Annotated in this window: 12 protein-coding genes; 2 read left to right on the forward strand and 10 right to left on the reverse strand. The window is 37.6% G+C overall.

The genetic code is table 11. The annotated features are described in order from the left end of the window. Positions 1-76: 76 nt before the first annotated feature. Both IGL32_RS08245 and IGL32_RS08250 read right to left on the reverse strand, forming a co-directional pair. The gene (locus tag IGL32_RS08245) at positions 77-1,288 is read right to left on the reverse strand and encodes an NAD(P)/FAD-dependent oxidoreductase (RefSeq protein WP_002360017.1); all 1,212 of its coding nucleotides are present in this window, start codon (positions 1,286-1,288) and stop codon (positions 77-79) included. A gap of 28 nt (positions 1,289-1,316) precedes the next feature. Then, positions 1,317-2,222, reverse strand: a complete 906-nt coding sequence (locus IGL32_RS08250; protein WP_002360016.1) for a prenyltransferase — start codon at positions 2,220-2,222, stop codon at positions 1,317-1,319. Between the two features lie 121 nt (positions 2,223-2,343). Between IGL32_RS08250 and IGL32_RS08255 the strand changes: the two genes are divergently transcribed. Further along, a complete protein-coding gene (locus tag IGL32_RS08255; RefSeq protein WP_002360015.1) occupies positions 2,344-3,324 on the forward strand; it encodes a polyprenyl synthetase family protein in 981 nt (326 codons plus the stop codon). 79 nt (positions 3,325-3,403) lie between these two features. On the opposite strand, the gene cydC is transcribed toward IGL32_RS08255, so the two are convergent. The 8 genes from cydC to IGL32_RS08295 form a co-directional block, all read right to left on the reverse strand. Next, positions 3,404-5,170 (reverse strand): thiol reductant ABC exporter subunit CydC, encoded by a 1,767-nt coding sequence (gene cydC / locus IGL32_RS08260; protein ID WP_002379581.1) that lies wholly within the window; start codon positions 5,168-5,170, stop codon positions 3,404-3,406. Next, positions 5,167-6,900, reverse strand: a complete 1,734-nt coding sequence (gene cydD / locus IGL32_RS08265) for a thiol reductant ABC exporter subunit CydD (RefSeq protein WP_002378477.1) — start codon at positions 6,898-6,900, stop codon at positions 5,167-5,169. Before cydD ends, cydC begins: the two co-directional genes overlap by 4 nt. 4 nt (positions 6,901-6,904) lie before the next feature. Next, positions 6,905-7,918 (reverse strand): cytochrome d ubiquinol oxidase subunit II, encoded by a 1,014-nt coding sequence (gene cydB, locus IGL32_RS08270; protein WP_002379582.1) that lies wholly within the window; start codon positions 7,916-7,918, stop codon positions 6,905-6,907. Beyond that, complete coding sequence (locus tag IGL32_RS08275; protein ID WP_002356974.1) at positions 7,915-9,333, reverse strand: cytochrome ubiquinol oxidase subunit I; 1,419 nt, start codon at positions 9,331-9,333, stop codon at positions 7,915-7,917. Before IGL32_RS08275 ends, cydB begins: the two co-directional genes overlap by 4 nt. Before the next feature lie 665 nt (positions 9,334-9,998). Continuing rightward, positions 9,999-10,862: an AraC family transcriptional regulator gene (locus IGL32_RS08280; RefSeq protein WP_002379583.1), complete on the reverse strand. Its 864-nt coding sequence runs from the start codon at positions 10,860-10,862 to the stop codon at positions 9,999-10,001. An 84-nt stretch (positions 10,863-10,946) separates the two neighbouring features. Continuing rightward, positions 10,947-13,028, reverse strand: a complete 2,082-nt coding sequence (locus IGL32_RS08285; protein WP_167591407.1) for a DNA topoisomerase III — start codon at positions 13,026-13,028, stop codon at positions 10,947-10,949. A 130-nt stretch (positions 13,029-13,158) separates the two neighbouring features. After that, positions 13,159-13,524 (reverse strand): DUF1033 family protein, encoded by a 366-nt coding sequence (locus tag IGL32_RS08290; protein ID WP_002356966.1) that lies wholly within the window; start codon positions 13,522-13,524, stop codon positions 13,159-13,161. Between the two features lie 97 nt (positions 13,525-13,621). Beyond that, the gene (locus IGL32_RS08295) at positions 13,622-14,191 is read right to left on the reverse strand and encodes a TetR/AcrR family transcriptional regulator (RefSeq protein ID WP_002379584.1); all 570 of its coding nucleotides are present in this window, start codon (positions 14,189-14,191) and stop codon (positions 13,622-13,624) included. Positions 14,192-14,323: 132 nt separating this feature from the next. Here IGL32_RS08295 and IGL32_RS08300 point away from each other — a divergent pair, with 132 nt between their 5' ends. Beyond that, a complete protein-coding gene (locus IGL32_RS08300; protein ID WP_002379586.1) occupies positions 14,324-14,839 on the forward strand; it encodes a YbhB/YbcL family Raf kinase inhibitor-like protein in 516 nt (171 codons plus the stop codon). Positions 14,840-14,853 lie beyond the last annotated feature (14 nt).

A 14,853-nucleotide genomic window follows, 5' to 3' on the forward strand; every position in this document is an offset into this window, starting at 1 on the left:
TTTTCGGAAATTTCTTCTTATTTCTCGGAGCTAAACGGTTCTGTCCCGACCTCATTATTTCTTATTTTGCTGATTCTTAATGGTATAAGTCGAAACGACCTTTAGCCATCATTTCTTTGGTACCACCTGTTTCAAAGAGCGCTTTGTTCATGATAATTTTTTTCATGAATGAAGCTGGGTATCCTTTAATGTCTGTTTTACCAACAATTCCTAAAGCACGTGTATTTCCGACAGAACAAACAGAACCTTGTGATTTAAAGCTGAAAGGTTTAGTTGCTTCCCCTTTCAATTGTGCTTGAATATTTTTAGCAGCATGCGCCCCCATTTTCAAGGCGATTTGTGCTGTCGTTGGGTAAGGTCGATTAGTTTCTGTATCCATAACTGCTGAGCAGTCACCAATAATATAGACGTTGCTATGGTTCGCATCTGTTAAATCTGGTTGAACCATGACACGACCACGACGAGCTTCAAATCCAGAATCGCCTACAACGTGGCTTCCACTAACACCCGTTGTCCAAATAATTGTTTTAGCAGAAAGTTCTGCCAAGTCGCCTGCTTCGTTATCTTGATAAACAACTGCGCCTGGTTTGATTTCTTTAATCGGTTTACCTAATAATAAATGAATAGCTGAATCTTTTAATAATTGCACACCATAGTTCGCAAGTTTTTCGTTAAACATCGGCAATAGGCGAGTAACTGCTTCGACACAATAAATTTGGATTTGATCTGCTGAGACACCTGCGATTTCAGCAAATTTTGGTTTGTTTTCAACAAGAGAACCTAATAATTCAATCCCTGTAAAGCCTGCTCCGCAGACAACAATTTTTAAGAATTCTTCGTTTTGAGTTGCTTTGTATTGACGCATTTGTTCTTGGATATGTTCATACACGTTTAAAGCCGTTTTCACATCTACCATTTGTAGAGCATGTTCTTGCACACCAGGGATACCAAATGATTCTGATTCAAACCCAAGAGAAACAACTAAGTAATCATAATTGATTGTTTGGCCATCTTCTAAAGCAACTGTTTGTGTTGCAGCATCAATTGTTTTAACTGTTCCTTGGATAAAGGTGGTCATTTTTTCATCGACAACATCCATAATATTGTATGTGATTTTTTCAGCTGGTTGTGTTCCAGCAGCAACTTCATGCAAATCCGTTGCTTCGTAGTGATAGTTGTTACGATCCACTAAAGTAATTTCGACGTCTTTGGCGCCTTTTTGTAATTCGCGTAATGTTTTTAAGCCTGCGTAACCAGCACCTAAAATAACAACATGTTTCTTATTCATTTTGATTCCCTTCCACTCTATAAAAAATTTACAGCCACCACAAACCTATGGCAAAAAATAGCACTTGTGCAGTTGCTCCCACAGCTAAGATCTTCACAGCACAAACAAATGTTTTACTCTTCACTTGTTCCTTCAGTAAGGCTTGGGTTTGTTTCCGTACAAAAGGTAAAGTTAAAAGCATGAGTAACATTGTTGGCGGGGTTAATCCTAAACCGACAGCTAACAAAATGGCTAACATTGCTATTGTATTTAATCCGACGAATAATTTCAAAGAACTTGCTTTGCCAAGGTAATGAACTAATGTATATCTCTTGTTATTTTCATCTTCCTCTAAGTCACAGATATTATTTGCTAACATTAAGTTAGCAATGTAACAAGTGTTAGGTAAAGCGACTAAGAAAATCCCCCATAAATTAGCTGCTGACCAATTGAAAACTTCAAACGTATTAATGTAGACACAAATAAGGGTAATCATGAACCCCATTGTAAATCCTGAGAAAACTTCCCCTAATGGTAGACTGGACAAAGGTTTCGGTCCTGATGAATAAAAAATACCAATTAAGTAACAATAAAGACCCATAATTAATAACGGCCAGCCAACAATAAATGACAACCCAATCCCCATTAAAGCAGAAACGAGAATCATCCAAAAAATCATTTTGCGTATTAATGGCAAAGATAAATTTTCTCGACCGATAATATTCGTTTTTTCCTTATAATCATGAACTTCTGTGGCATGATGGTAATCATTATAATTATCTAAAATATCGACCGCCATATTAAAAATAAACATCGCAATGAAAAAAATTAAAACATAACCAACATGGAGCCGCCCATATTGGTACCAACTAAAACAAATTCCTAACAAAAATGGCAAAACACTAGCTGTTTTTGCTTTTAATTCTACTAATTCAAAAAATATTTCTCGATTCAAACTATCCCTCCGCTACTTTTTTACAAACTTTGTTACTTTTAAAACTTAATTACTGTATTTCTGTCGCCAATTCGTATACAATCAAATAGTATTGAACCACTGAAAGGATCGTAGTATATTTATGAACACATTTTGGAAGTCGTTTCCTGACGTTGAACGTTCTTTAACGGAAACATGTGAATTAATTGAACAAACGTTGCATACACGCAACGAAGACATTGAAGAAGCCTTAGTAACTTTGGCTCGTTCTGGCGGCAAATTATTACGCCCCGCTTTTTTCTTTCTTTTTGCTCAACTGGGTGATGAAGAAAAACAAGAGAAACAACAACTATTAAAAATAGCTGCATCTTTGGAAATCCTACATATGGCTACGTTGATTCACGATGACATTATTGACGATTCTCCATTGCGCCGAGGCGCTGTGACTATTCAATCACAATATGGTAAAGACGTGGCTGTTTACACAGGTGATTTACTATTCACTGAATTCTTTACTTTGATTGCAGATGCCATGAATGGCTCTGAATTTATGAAAATCAATGCACAAGGAATGAAACGGTTATTACTTGGTGAACTCGATCAAATGAGTCATCGATTTGACCGCCGCATGTCGATTCCTGCTTATTTAAGAAGTGTCAACGGCAAAACAGCCGAACTTTTTTCACTAAGCTGTCTTGAAGGGGCCTATTTCGGTCATAGTTCAAAAGAAGTCCAACGTTTAGCTAAACGAATTGGCCGTCATATTGGCATTGCTTTTCAAGTCTATGACGATATTTTAGATTATACTGCCGACACGGAAACCTTGAAAAAGCCCGCTTTAGAAGACTTGTCACAAGGTGTTTATACGTTACCTCTTCTCTTCGCTTATCAAGCAGCACCTGACGTATTCAGCCCTTATTTGGATAAAGGACGCGCCATTACCTTAGAAGAGGCAGCTGAAGTTGCGGCGCTAGTCAATGACTATCATGGCGTTACAGAAGCACAAGCTTTTGCTAAAAAAGTAACCAACAAAGCAATCACTGATATTCAACAATTGCCTGATGGCACAGCAAAAGAAACCTTACTTTCCTTAACTGAGCTCTTATTACATCGTTCATTTTAAACGTTTTATAGAAGAATTGCCATTAATTGAAATAGAAAAACGACTGATTGTTTGCTTTAATCAACAACCAGTCGTTTTTTTATTCCTCGAAAGAACTAATGCCACGATCAATTCGGTAAAGTTTCTGATAATGCGCATTGGTTGCAAGTAATTCTTCTGGCGTACCACTCATCTCTAATTGGCCATCTTCAATAAAGATCACTTGATCCATCAAAGTTACGCCTTGCAAATGGTGGGTAATCCAGATGACGGTTTTATCTTTTAATGCCTCAAAAAAGGTTTCCAGCAATTGCTGTTCTGTAATTGGATCTAAACCAGTAGTTGGTTCGTCTAATAACACAATCGGTGTATCTTGCAAAAGAATCCGCGCTAGCGCCAAGCGATGTCGTTCGCCACCAGAAAAACGCAAACCTGCTTCATCCACCATTGTTTGTAAACCTTCTGGTAATTGGGCAACCATTTCTTTTAAGCCAACTTTTTCTAAAACCGCCCAAACTTCTGCTTCGCTTGCTTCTTCTCTACCAATCCGAATATTATTTAAAATGGTTGTTCGAAATAGGTACGGTGCTTGATGCATAACCCCAATATATTCAGTCATCGTCTCACCAAATGCCTCAGTTGGGATATTTCCTAAAAGGATTTCTCCCGAAGTAGGCCGTAAATCACCACGAATGAGCGAAGCCAACGTACTCTTTCCGGAACCACTGCGCCCTAAAATCGCTAATTTTTGTTTTTCAGGAATTGTTAACGATAAGTCATTTAATACCTTTTTCGCTTGATTTTCATATGCAAAAGACAAATGTTCTATCGATAAACTGGTGCCATTTGGCTGAACAGGCGCTTCTGTTGAGTCATCTTCCCCTTCAGGAAGCTCATTAAAACGACGAATGGAATCCTTATAAATCGTTGTTTCCTGTGCTGCAGCAGGTAGCGGAGCAAAGGCATCAATTAACGGAAAAACGGTTAAAACAAAGGCACCAATCCAATTGGCTGCGCCCCCATGATTACCTGGAAACCGCACACTTGTCCAAGCTAAGACAGCAATCGCAATCACACCAAACAGAAGTTGTAAAACAAAGTCTCGGCCACGGTTAAATTGCTTCATTTTTTCATCTAATGCACGAACGTTTGCTTCATCTGTTTCATAACGAGCAACGAATTCAGAGCCTCGTTGACTAAATACCCAATCAGACACACCTAGAATATTGTCGGTTAGTGTTTGATATAACTCATTTTTGGCATATTTATGTTTTTCTTGACGCGCACCATTCACTAGAACTGAAACAAGTGGTAATAGAAAAACAACCACTCCTAACATCAGTAACATGCATAAAGCAAACCACCAAGAAAAGAAACCTAATGCAATCACTAAAAAGATATACAAAATCCAAGCAATAACGGTTGGGAAAATCGTTCGTAAATACAAGTTTTGGATATGATTAATATCCTCCGAAAGCAAACCTAAGATATCCCCAGTGCGATATTTTGTCTTAAAGAAAATCGCATCTTTTTCTAGTACATTATAAAGTTTCAAGCGCAGATCAGAGGTCATTTTTAACACCCAGTTATGACTCGTTAGACGCTCCACATAACGAAAAACAGGACGTCCAATCCCGAATGCTCTTGTTAAAACAATGGGAATATAAATTAATAAAATATTCTCTGGTAAGGAAGCCGCACGACTGATTAAGTAACCAGACGTAAACATTAATGCCCCTGCGCTAAAGAACGTCAAGAAGCCTAAAAGTAAGGCAAAATACAAGGTTTTTTTATAGCGTTTTAAGAAAGGACGAACCCATTGATCGTTTTTCCAAACGTCTTTCGTTGTCGGCTGTTTTTCCATCATTGGCGTCCTCCTCTCATTTGCTTCATTAATTGAACATAGTAGCCATCTTTTTCAATCAACTCTGCTAGCGTTCCTTGTTCCACTAATTGACCTTTTTCCATCACTAAAATGTAATCCATTTCTTCCATCCAATGCAGACGATGTGTCGCAAAAAAGACAAGATGATTGTTCATTAATGGCAACATGCGCTCTTTCATTTCAACTTCTGTTTCAATATCCAAATGCGCTGTCGGCTCATCAAACAGCAAGACGTGGCGTTTTTGATCGACAAAGGCGCGGGCCAACGCTACTCGTTGCGCTTGTCCCCCACTTAACATTCGACCACTTTCCCCAATCAAGGTATGAATTCCTTCGGGAAGGTCTTTAACCAGCTCGTCTAAGCCAACTAACTGAATCGCTTGCTGAATCGCCTCATCTGTTGCTTCAGGTGTATAAAAGCGAATATTGTTTGCCAAAGTATCTTGGAAAATATATGGTGCTTGCGGAATATAAAGGATTTGTTTTTGCCAGTCTTTTTGTAAAAAATGTGGAATCGTTTGGCCATTTATCGCCAATTGACTCGTTTCTTCTGTTGGTAATAAAAAGCCGCTTAATAAATTAATTAACGTTGACTTACCAGAACCACTCGCCCCGATAATTCCAATCTTTTTGCGACCATCAACAGAGAATTGCAACGATTGAATCGCTTCTTGCGTTGCATCTTCATAGGAAAAATTTAACGCTGTGACTGACAACTGACTTTCTTGATGCCAATCATCTAACGTGAGCACATCGGTCTGTTCTGCTTCTGGCAATGCTAATACCGCTTGGATCGCTTGAAAAGAGTTTTTTCCATCTAAGGTTGCGTGATAATCACTTGAAAAATCACGAATCGGTAAAAAGAACTCAGGTGCTAAAATTAAAGTAACCAAGGCAGGAAATAATAAAATCGTGCCGTTTAATAAACTTAATCCAAGGAAAACTGCCACAACAGCTACCGATAATGTCGTAAAAAAGTCTAACGCAAAGGTTGATAAAATAGCAATTTTCAATGTACTCATGGTCGCTTTTCTGAATCGTTCACTTGTATGGTAAATACTCCCAGCATATTTTTTGCTCAACCCAAACAGTTTCAGCGTGTCAATTCCTCGCAAGGAATCAATAAAATGATTGGAAAGCATTTGAAACGCCGCATATTGCTTGTCCGCTTTACTTTGTGCTGCATAGCCTAACACAATCATAAAAATAATAATAATCGGAAAAACAATCAGCAATGTTATGCCTGAACGAATATCTTGTGTAAAAACAAAGGCCAAAATAATCCAAGGAATAATCATCATATTCATCATTTTTGTCAAAATCAATTGTAAATAATTTTCGGTTTGACTGATGCCTTCTAAAGCCATGGTAACCATATTTCCAGTTCCATTTTTTTGAACAACATTTGGCCCCAAACGGAAAATTTTGGTTAATAATTGTTCGCGTAATTCTTTCGAGCGTTCATAACTAAATGTATCGAGCATTCTCTCACGAAAATACGTAATAACATGTCGACCAAGATAAAAAATAAAAAAGAGTAAAATACTCTGTAGTTGTTGGTTAAGATGCCCGCCACTCCAAAGGCCGACAATGGCTTTTGAAAGAAAAAAAGCTTGCCCAATTATAAAGACTGCTTGCAGGAAAGAAAAACCTGCAAGCAAGACAAGAATTTTTTTGATTTTAGGCATCTGTAAGATGTCTTTATCAATCATAGATTTAATACCCCTCTGGTACGGCTGTCTGTGAAATACGTTTTCTGAAAATATAATAGGACCAAGCAGTATAAGCTAACACGAATGGTAAAATGCTTAAAGAAATCCACGTCATAATTTTTAGTGTATATGGTGTGCTTGTTGCATCTTTAATCAACAAATCAAAACCTTCACTACCAATCATAACACGTGGGAACAAGCCACTGAACAAGAGAGCAACTAGTACAACTAATGTTAAACCACTCGCTAGAAAAGCTAACATCTCTTTGCGTTTAAACACCCCAACATTAGCAATGACCGTTAAGACCACAATTGCTAACGTTAAAATTAAAGTGACCGCAAAGTTCTTTTCATAAAAGTCCGTTTTGAAGTACATCAACACTGCAAAAACAACTAAACCGATATATAAAACGCCGTATAAGATTTCTGCATAATTTCGAGCACGTTCACGAATTGGGCCTTCTGTTTTTAAAGCAATATAGTTCATGCCGTGTAAGTAGCAAAGTAATGTTAAGGCTACTCCACCAACAATTGAAAACAGATTAAAATAATCCGTAAATTGCGCATGCATATTGCCGTTTGCATCTAAAGGCATCCCTTGGACTAAGCTGATAAACAAAATACCAAAGAAGAACGGTACAAGGAAACTACCAATTGATAGTGTCCAGTTCCACATCCGACGACGTTTACCTTCCGGCATGTTATGGCGGAATTCAAAGGAAACTCCGCGAATAATTAAGCCAAATAAAATCGTAAATAGAATTAAATAGTAGCCACTAAATAATGAAGCATACCAATATGGGAAAGAGGCAAACATTGCGCCGCCCGCTGTTAATAGCCAAACTTCGTTTCCGTCCCAAACAGGTCCAATTGTTGCAACGACTTGATCTTTTTCGTCGTCATTGTGTGCCAACGTTTGAACGGCCATTCCAACACCAAAGTCAAATCCTTCTAAGAAGAAGAAACCTGAGAACAAGACGCCGATAAGGACAAACCATAATAATTGTAGTGTACTCATTCGCCAAATACCCCCTTATCAAATGGATCCAACGCTGGTTCATTTTCTTTCGCTAATTTTTTCGCTTCATAGTCTGGTCCTTTACGTAATTCTAAAATAACCAAGTAAACCATGACACTACCTAAACCAGCAAATAATAAGAAATAAATGACATTTGACGTAATTAATGAAGCAACCGATACATTTGGTGAAACACTTTGTTCAATCGTAAATAATCCATAGACAGTCCACGGATAACGACCTAATTCAGTGACTAACCAACCTGTTGTATTGGCAAGGAATGGTGCGAACGTACATAAAGCAACAATCCAAAGCATCCATTTCTTCTCGTACAGCGATGGTTTTTTCTTCCTTGTAAAGAATAGTCCTAAGGCAGCAACCAATAACATTAAGGCACCAAAACCAGCCATGATACGGAAGCTCCAGAATAAAGTGTTAACTGGTGGATAATAATTTTTATCATCCCCATATTTTTCTACCAAACGCTTGTTGACTGTATCCATTCCATCAACCGAACCTGATAATTTGTTATACGATAAAATACTTAGCATATACGGAATATCGATACCAAAAACTTGTTTATGTTCCCGTTCATCTGCCCAAGCAATCAATGTCCAAGCAGCAGGATCATCAGAGTCTTCATAGGCCCCTTCCATCGCCGCAAATTTCATTGGTTGTCCTTCAATTAGAGCTTTCATTTGCAAGTCGCCAGCTAATAAAACGCCGATTGAACCGAACAAAGTAACCCATAAGCCAATGCGCATAGATGCTTTGTGGAATGAAATATCCCGTTTTTTCAACAATTGGAAAGCAGCCATACCAGCTACTGCCATGCCGCCCAATGTAAAGGCGCCCATGATAACATGTGAAAATTCATACCAAACTTTTGGATTGCTGATGACAGCTACAAAGTCCACCATTTCAGCACGGCCATTATTGATGACATAACCTACTGGATGTTGCATAAAACTATTCGCAACTAAAATCCAGAAAGCAGACATCATTGAACCGAATACGACTAACCAGATAAAGGTTACGTGAACTTTTGGATTCATTTTATCCCAAGTAAAGATCCACAAACCTAAGAATGTTGACTCTAAGAAGAAAGCTAAGAGCGCTTCTACCGCCAACGGTGCCCCAAAAATATCTCCGACGAATCGAGAATAGTCAGACCAGTTCATCCCAAACTGAAATTCTTGAATAATCCCGGTTACAACCCCAACAGCGAAGCTTAATAGGAATATATTTCCCCAAAACTTGGCCATTTTACGATAACGTTCCTCTTTTTTCACAACGTACATTGTTTCCATAATTGCTACAACAAGTGCTAATCCTATTGAAAACGGTACGAAGAAAAAGTGGAAAACTGTTGTCATCGCAAATTGGATTCTCGCCAATGTTACAATATCAAACATATTATTTCCTCCCTGATTTGCCTCCACACAAAGAAACAAGCTTACCTGAATTGTTCATTTCCATTAGCGATGACTCCTTTTATCTACGAAACTAAAAGAAAATTCAAGTGAACTTTTCCAAAAAGTGTGAAAATGCATGTAATATAGAATAATTCCAATCTAAGTATACAACTTTCTGAGGCAGAAACCAAACAATACAGAAGCATTTCTCACAATTTTTTTAGGTGCTACCAAGATTTCTTCCCGTTCTTCTATCAATAAAAAAAGCCCTTCCTAAAAAAAGGAAGAACTAATCTCAATCTATCAACATTTTGACTTATCACTTGATTAGTTTTCGAAAATTGAAGCAGCTCGTCTTTGATGATAAAAATTCTAATCTTGTGATGAAAATTACGGATTGCTTGAGGTGATAGTTTGTTTTTTAACAACATGGCTATAAAACAGGGGAGAAAAAGCCAAATCAAAAAAGTTTGTTTTGGTACCATTCCAAACAACATGACTCTAAAACCTCGGAGAATTATTTTTTCTCCATGATTCCGTATTCGCATCACTTATCCATAGCTAGATTTCAGTTTAGAAGGTCTAATTTTTTTCTTCACGTTTATTATACCAAACTTTTTCCTTCTTGGCGGAAAAACCCACCATTTTTCAATGGTGGGTTTTCTTTATTTAGTAGCTGTAACAGCAAGCCAGATTTCACTATACTTAGCTTCTGCTGGTCCTTGATATTGCGTAAACGAAATTTCTGGTGCTGCAACGACTTGGTAACCAGATGAAGGCAACCATTCAGAGAATATCTTTGCCCAGGTTTCTTGTAAAGTTTGTGGGAAAGGACCTTCATTTGGAAAAACCGCCCATGTATGAGCAGGTACGCTTAGTTGCTCCAAATCTTCATAGGTATTTTCTTGCGAAGTGGCAAAGCCAATCATGTGTGTCATTTCTCCACCTTCTGTTGTTCGTCCCTCTTGAAAGTCAAAAGAAGCATTTACTACTTGATGAGGATATATGTCATCAAATGTATGCATTTCCGCTCGTTGTTGTGGTGTAATGCGCTGTGCTAATTCCATGATTGCTTGATTTTCCCCTTGATACTGCAAGGGAACCTTCTGACTAACTCCGACTATTTGAAACGCTGGTTTTTCAATCAATTTAACATCCATTGATTGTCCTCCTTTAATATCAATATAGAAAGAGAATTTAGGAAACGTTTTTTGGATTTGTGTTTTCATTACTTCAGAAGGGGCTTGTCCTGACCAATCGCGAAAAGCTCTTGAGAATCCTTCAATACTTTGATAACCATATTTAAAAGCTACATCTGTCACTTTTTCACCAGCAAGTAATGCTAAATTTGCTTCCGCCAAAGGTCTCTTTTTAATATACTCAGCCAGACTCATCCCCGTAATAAACGAAAAAGTTCGTTTAAAATGGTAAACAGAAATCCCTGTCTTTTTCGCCAATTCATCGAAGGATACTTCTTCCGTTAAATGTTCTTCAATATAATCCATTGCTTGATTTAAATTTGCGAGCATCCGTGTCCCTCTCTTTCTATTTGAAAGTTTACTAAAGACCAACAAGGATGACTTGATTATTTAGAGCCAACATTCGTCAAGTCGCTACTCTTGATTCATAGCGGCTTTTAAGGCCTGCGCTAAAGCACTTTCTTCTGGTTCGTCTGGTTGTGAATATTTTTTCATCAAACGACGTTCTTCATGTTTAGTCATTTTTTGTTTTCGTTCTTTTTTATCGGGAATTTTTTCAGTAATCGAACAGAATTTACATTTGAAAGAACGACCATTTTTTCCTTCTATGATAACCATTTTTTTATGGCATTGCGGGCAACGGTGATTGGATACTTTAGGATCTTTTCGCCGACGATAAGAACATTCTTGGTTTGTACAAACGTAAATCTTCCCATCTTTCGTATTTTTTTCCCGTAAGTTTGAGCCACAATCTGGACATTTTTTTTGCGTAATGGAAAAATCTTGATATTTTTTCTCGCTTTGTTTAATTTCACGGACTAATTTTTTCGTATCCTCTTCAATATCCTTTAAGAAAAGTTGACTCTTTTGTTGACCCGAAGCGATTGCTTCGAGCGACTTTTCCCATTTTTCCGTTAGTTCAGGTGTCACAAGTGATGGATTCACCAAGTCTAATAGTTGCTTTCCTTTGGCAGAGACAATTAAACCGCTATTGGTTCGTTCCATCAATTCTGATTTAATCAGTTTTTCAATGATTTCAGCTCGCGTTGCCGGTGTGCCTAAACTGTGTTTCTCCATTTTTCCTAACAACGTTCCTTCGGTTAATGGTTTTGGCGGCGACGTTAATTCTTTGTTAATGGTAAAGTTTGGCGCAACGGTCATGCCTTTTTGCCATTGGACAGTGGATAGCGGCTGTTCGGCTGTTGTTTTCCAGCCAGCAACAACTACTTTATTTTGATGAAAGACAAATGTTTCTTTTCCAAAAGCGACTGTAACTTTTGTTTGTTTGGTTTGATTTGGCTCAGCAAACAAACCTAAGAATCGTTGAACAATCATTTGATAGATTTTTTGTTCATCATTGCTTAGTTTTTCATAACGAGGACGTTGTTCAGTTGGAATCAACCCATGGTGATCCGTGACTTTTGCATTTTGGAAAACTTTTTGTTGTTTAACAACGGCCCCATTTTTAAGGTAGCCTTTCACTTCTGGTGAAAAATCAGCAATAGCTTGAAGGCGCTCTTTCATCGTTCCTTTCATATCCGTCGTTAGATATTTGCTGTCAGTTCGAGGATAGGAAACAATTTTATGGGTTTCGTATAAACTTTGTACAAGAGACAACGTTTTCTTTGCAGAAAATTGGAATCGCTGGTTGGCTTCACGCTGGATTTCGGTTAGATCATACGGTAACGGCGCGTTTTCTGTTTTAACTTTTTCTTGGATATCGGTAACTAAGCCCTTTTGTTTTGAGAGTTCTTTGACTAATTGTTCTGCTTCCTGCCGTTCTTTTAAAGCGTATGGATTTTTTTGGGTCATCTTTGCTTTTTCTGATTCAACAGATAACGAGATAGTAAAATAAGTTTGAGGCTTAAATTGTTCAATCGTTTTTTCTTGTTGGCGTACCATTGCTAAAGTTGGTGTTTGAACACGACCTGCGGATAAGTTATCTTGATATTTCACTGTCAAGGCCCGTGTGACGTTTAGCCCCACTAACCAGTCAGCTTTTGCGCGCGCCAAGGCAGAGTAATACAAATTATCGTAGTCTTTCGCTGGGCGAATTTTCTTAAACCCGTCTTTAATGGCTTTGTCTGTTTGAGATGAAATCCATAAGCGTTTGACTGGTTTGTTAAAACGGACATATTCTAAAATCCAGCGGGCCACCAATTCACCTTCACGACCAGCATCAGTGGCAATCACGGCTTCAGAAACATCTTTACGATTGGCTAATTGTTTAATCGCTTTTAATTGATGTCCCGTTTTCGGTAACGGCTTAATCCCTAAATTCTTAGGAATCATCGGTAAAGTTTCCATTTGCCACGTTTGCCATTCTTTGTTTAAATCTTCTGGCATTTTTAGTCCTAAGAGATGGCCTAAAGCCCATGTGACAATCACGTTGGGTCCTTCATAATAATTCTTATTTTTTTGATTTGCTCCTAAAACGCGGCTTAAATCTTTTGCTACGCTAGGTTTTTCAGCAATAATTAATTGTTTTGCAACCACTAGTTTCGCTCCTTTTTGAGTGCTATCTTTTCGTATTATACCAAATATTGGTTCGATTTTCTCTAAATTCCGAGAATAGAAAAAGAGTTTAAAGAAAATTCCCTGAGGTTTTTCTTTAAACTCATGCGTTTCAAATAACTTTCCGTTTGCAGAATTTTGTTTTGCCAAAATGATTGGATATTGTGGTAAACTCAGCTTTATTTTCAAAAGTAACCGCATGATGATTTTCTAGTAATGCTAAACCGAAGTATTGTTGTAAATCTTCATCGCATTCTTCACACCAGCGTTCTTCCCCATCATTCCAGAAAGCCGTTAAATAATTAGGCTTTGTGTTGACGTATGTATAATTCTGAGAAAGTTTTTGCCAAACTTCCACATAATATGTCTCTGCATCGGTCAAGTTATCGAAGGTTTTTTCTTGAACAATGTCCTCTTGCCAATCATCAAAAAACCACCAAGGTTCATTGTCGCCATACATTGTAATTACTTGATACATTGAACCGCTCCTTTTTTTGCTACTGTAGGTATCATAGTCACTTTCTGAAAAAGTTGCAAGGATTTGGTTTCGGACTGAGAAATTTTTGAAATTTATTTTATCCTGCCACTTCTAAAGAAACAATAAAATCTTCAATCATGCGACGATAACTTTCTTCCGGCGTGGCTTCTTCGCGTTGAAAATAACCTAAAAAACGTAAGGTAATATAACCATGGATTAAGCTACGTAATTCTCGACTTTTATGCAGTCGTTCTTCATTATTAAATGGATAAAAAGCTAAAAGTTGTAAGATAATTTGATTGGTTTCATGGATGCCTTCAATTAATTGTTGGTTTTGCGTTTTCGGCACACTGATAAGTAATTCATAGACTGCAGAATTTTCAAAAGCAAATTGTTGGTACGTTTCAGCATATATCCGAATTGCTTCTGCGCCACTCTTACCCACTAAGGCTCTTCGCAATGCATCATTTAATTCTTGAATTAACAAGTCCACTAGAGCATTTTTTACTTCAGCAATATTTTTAAAGTGATTATAGAGTGAAGGATACTTGATGCCTAAATCAACGGCTAAATTTTGAAAGGTTAATTGTTGAACGCCCAATTCTTCCGCTAGATTGCGGGCACTTTCAAGGATTTTGGCTTTCGTTAAATTCCGTTTTTTTGCCATCTTTCTGACGCCTCCAATTCTTAAATTTTGGACAAGTATTAGTTTATCATATCTATTGACTCTTTTTAAACTATAAATTATAGTTTATAATAATAATTTGTAAACATCATTTTTGAAAGAAGGCTGTTTGGCATGCATATTACCAACCGTTCTCATTTGGCCGATCGTTATGGCAAACGAACCAGTGCAGAATTTTTATTACACGAACGTCCTATTTTATCTTTTCCTATTTCTTTAGCGGCCATTCCTAAAGAAGCCCGTTATTTATCCTGGGAATTAATTGATTATGACACGATTCCTCTAATCGGTTTCCCTTTTATTCATTGGTTAGCTGCCAATGTTCCTGTAACCAATGAGATTCCTGAAGACTTTAGTCGAACAGCACTCAAGCCTACCATTCAAGGAAAAAATAGTCTTGCTTCTCCTTTGGGGAAACAGATGATTCCTGCGCTTGCCACTGAAACGTTACCTGAGTTAACCGAACGTTATCTGGGGTTAAGCCCTCGCTCTGGTGTGCACACCTATACGTTATATGTGTACACTACAAAAAATCCACTAAATTTAAAAGAAGGCTTTTTTGCGAATGAATTGCATCAAGCATTGAATGATCAACTACTCGCCAAAGCCAAATTTGAATTTCTTTACTAGAAAGTGAGGAAATA

The organism is Enterococcus sp. AZ035 (genome assembly GCF_050548325.1).
GTDB lineage: Bacteria > Bacillota > Bacilli > Lactobacillales > Enterococcaceae > Enterococcus > Enterococcus faecalis.

Bases quoted from the DNA above. Each gene is read 5' to 3' on its own strand.
- IGL32_RS08290 (WP_002356966.1), bottom strand. From the start codon at position 13,524: ATGTATCAAGTAATTACAATGTATGGCGACAATGAACCTTGGTGGTTT.
- IGL32_RS08295 (WP_002379584.1), bottom strand. From the start codon at position 14,191: ATGGCAAAAAAACGGAATTTAACGAAAGCCAAAATCCTTGAAAGTGCC.
- IGL32_RS08255 (WP_002360015.1), top strand. From the start codon at position 2,344: ATGAACACATTTTGGAAGTCGTTTCCTGACGTTGAACGTTCTTTAACG.
- cydC (WP_002379581.1), bottom strand. From the start codon at position 5,170: ATGATGGAAAAACAGCCGACAACGAAAGACGTTTGGAAAAACGATCAA.
- cydB (WP_002379582.1), bottom strand. From the start codon at position 7,918: ATGAGTACACTACAATTATTATGGTTTGTCCTTATCGGCGTCTTGTTC.
- IGL32_RS08275 (WP_002356974.1), bottom strand. From the start codon at position 9,333: ATGTTTGATATTGTAACATTGGCGAGAATCCAATTTGCGATGACAACA.
- IGL32_RS08280 (WP_002379583.1), bottom strand. From the start codon at position 10,862: ATGCTCGCAAATTTAAATCAAGCAATGGATTATATTGAAGAACATTTA.
- cydD (WP_002378477.1), bottom strand. From the start codon at position 6,900: ATGATTGATAAAGACATCTTACAGATGCCTAAAATCAAAAAAATTCTT.
- IGL32_RS08300 (WP_002379586.1), top strand. From the start codon at position 14,324: ATGCATATTACCAACCGTTCTCATTTGGCCGATCGTTATGGCAAACGA.
- IGL32_RS08245 (WP_002360017.1), bottom strand. From the start codon at position 1,288: ATGAATAAGAAACATGTTGTTATTTTAGGTGCTGGTTACGCAGGCTTA.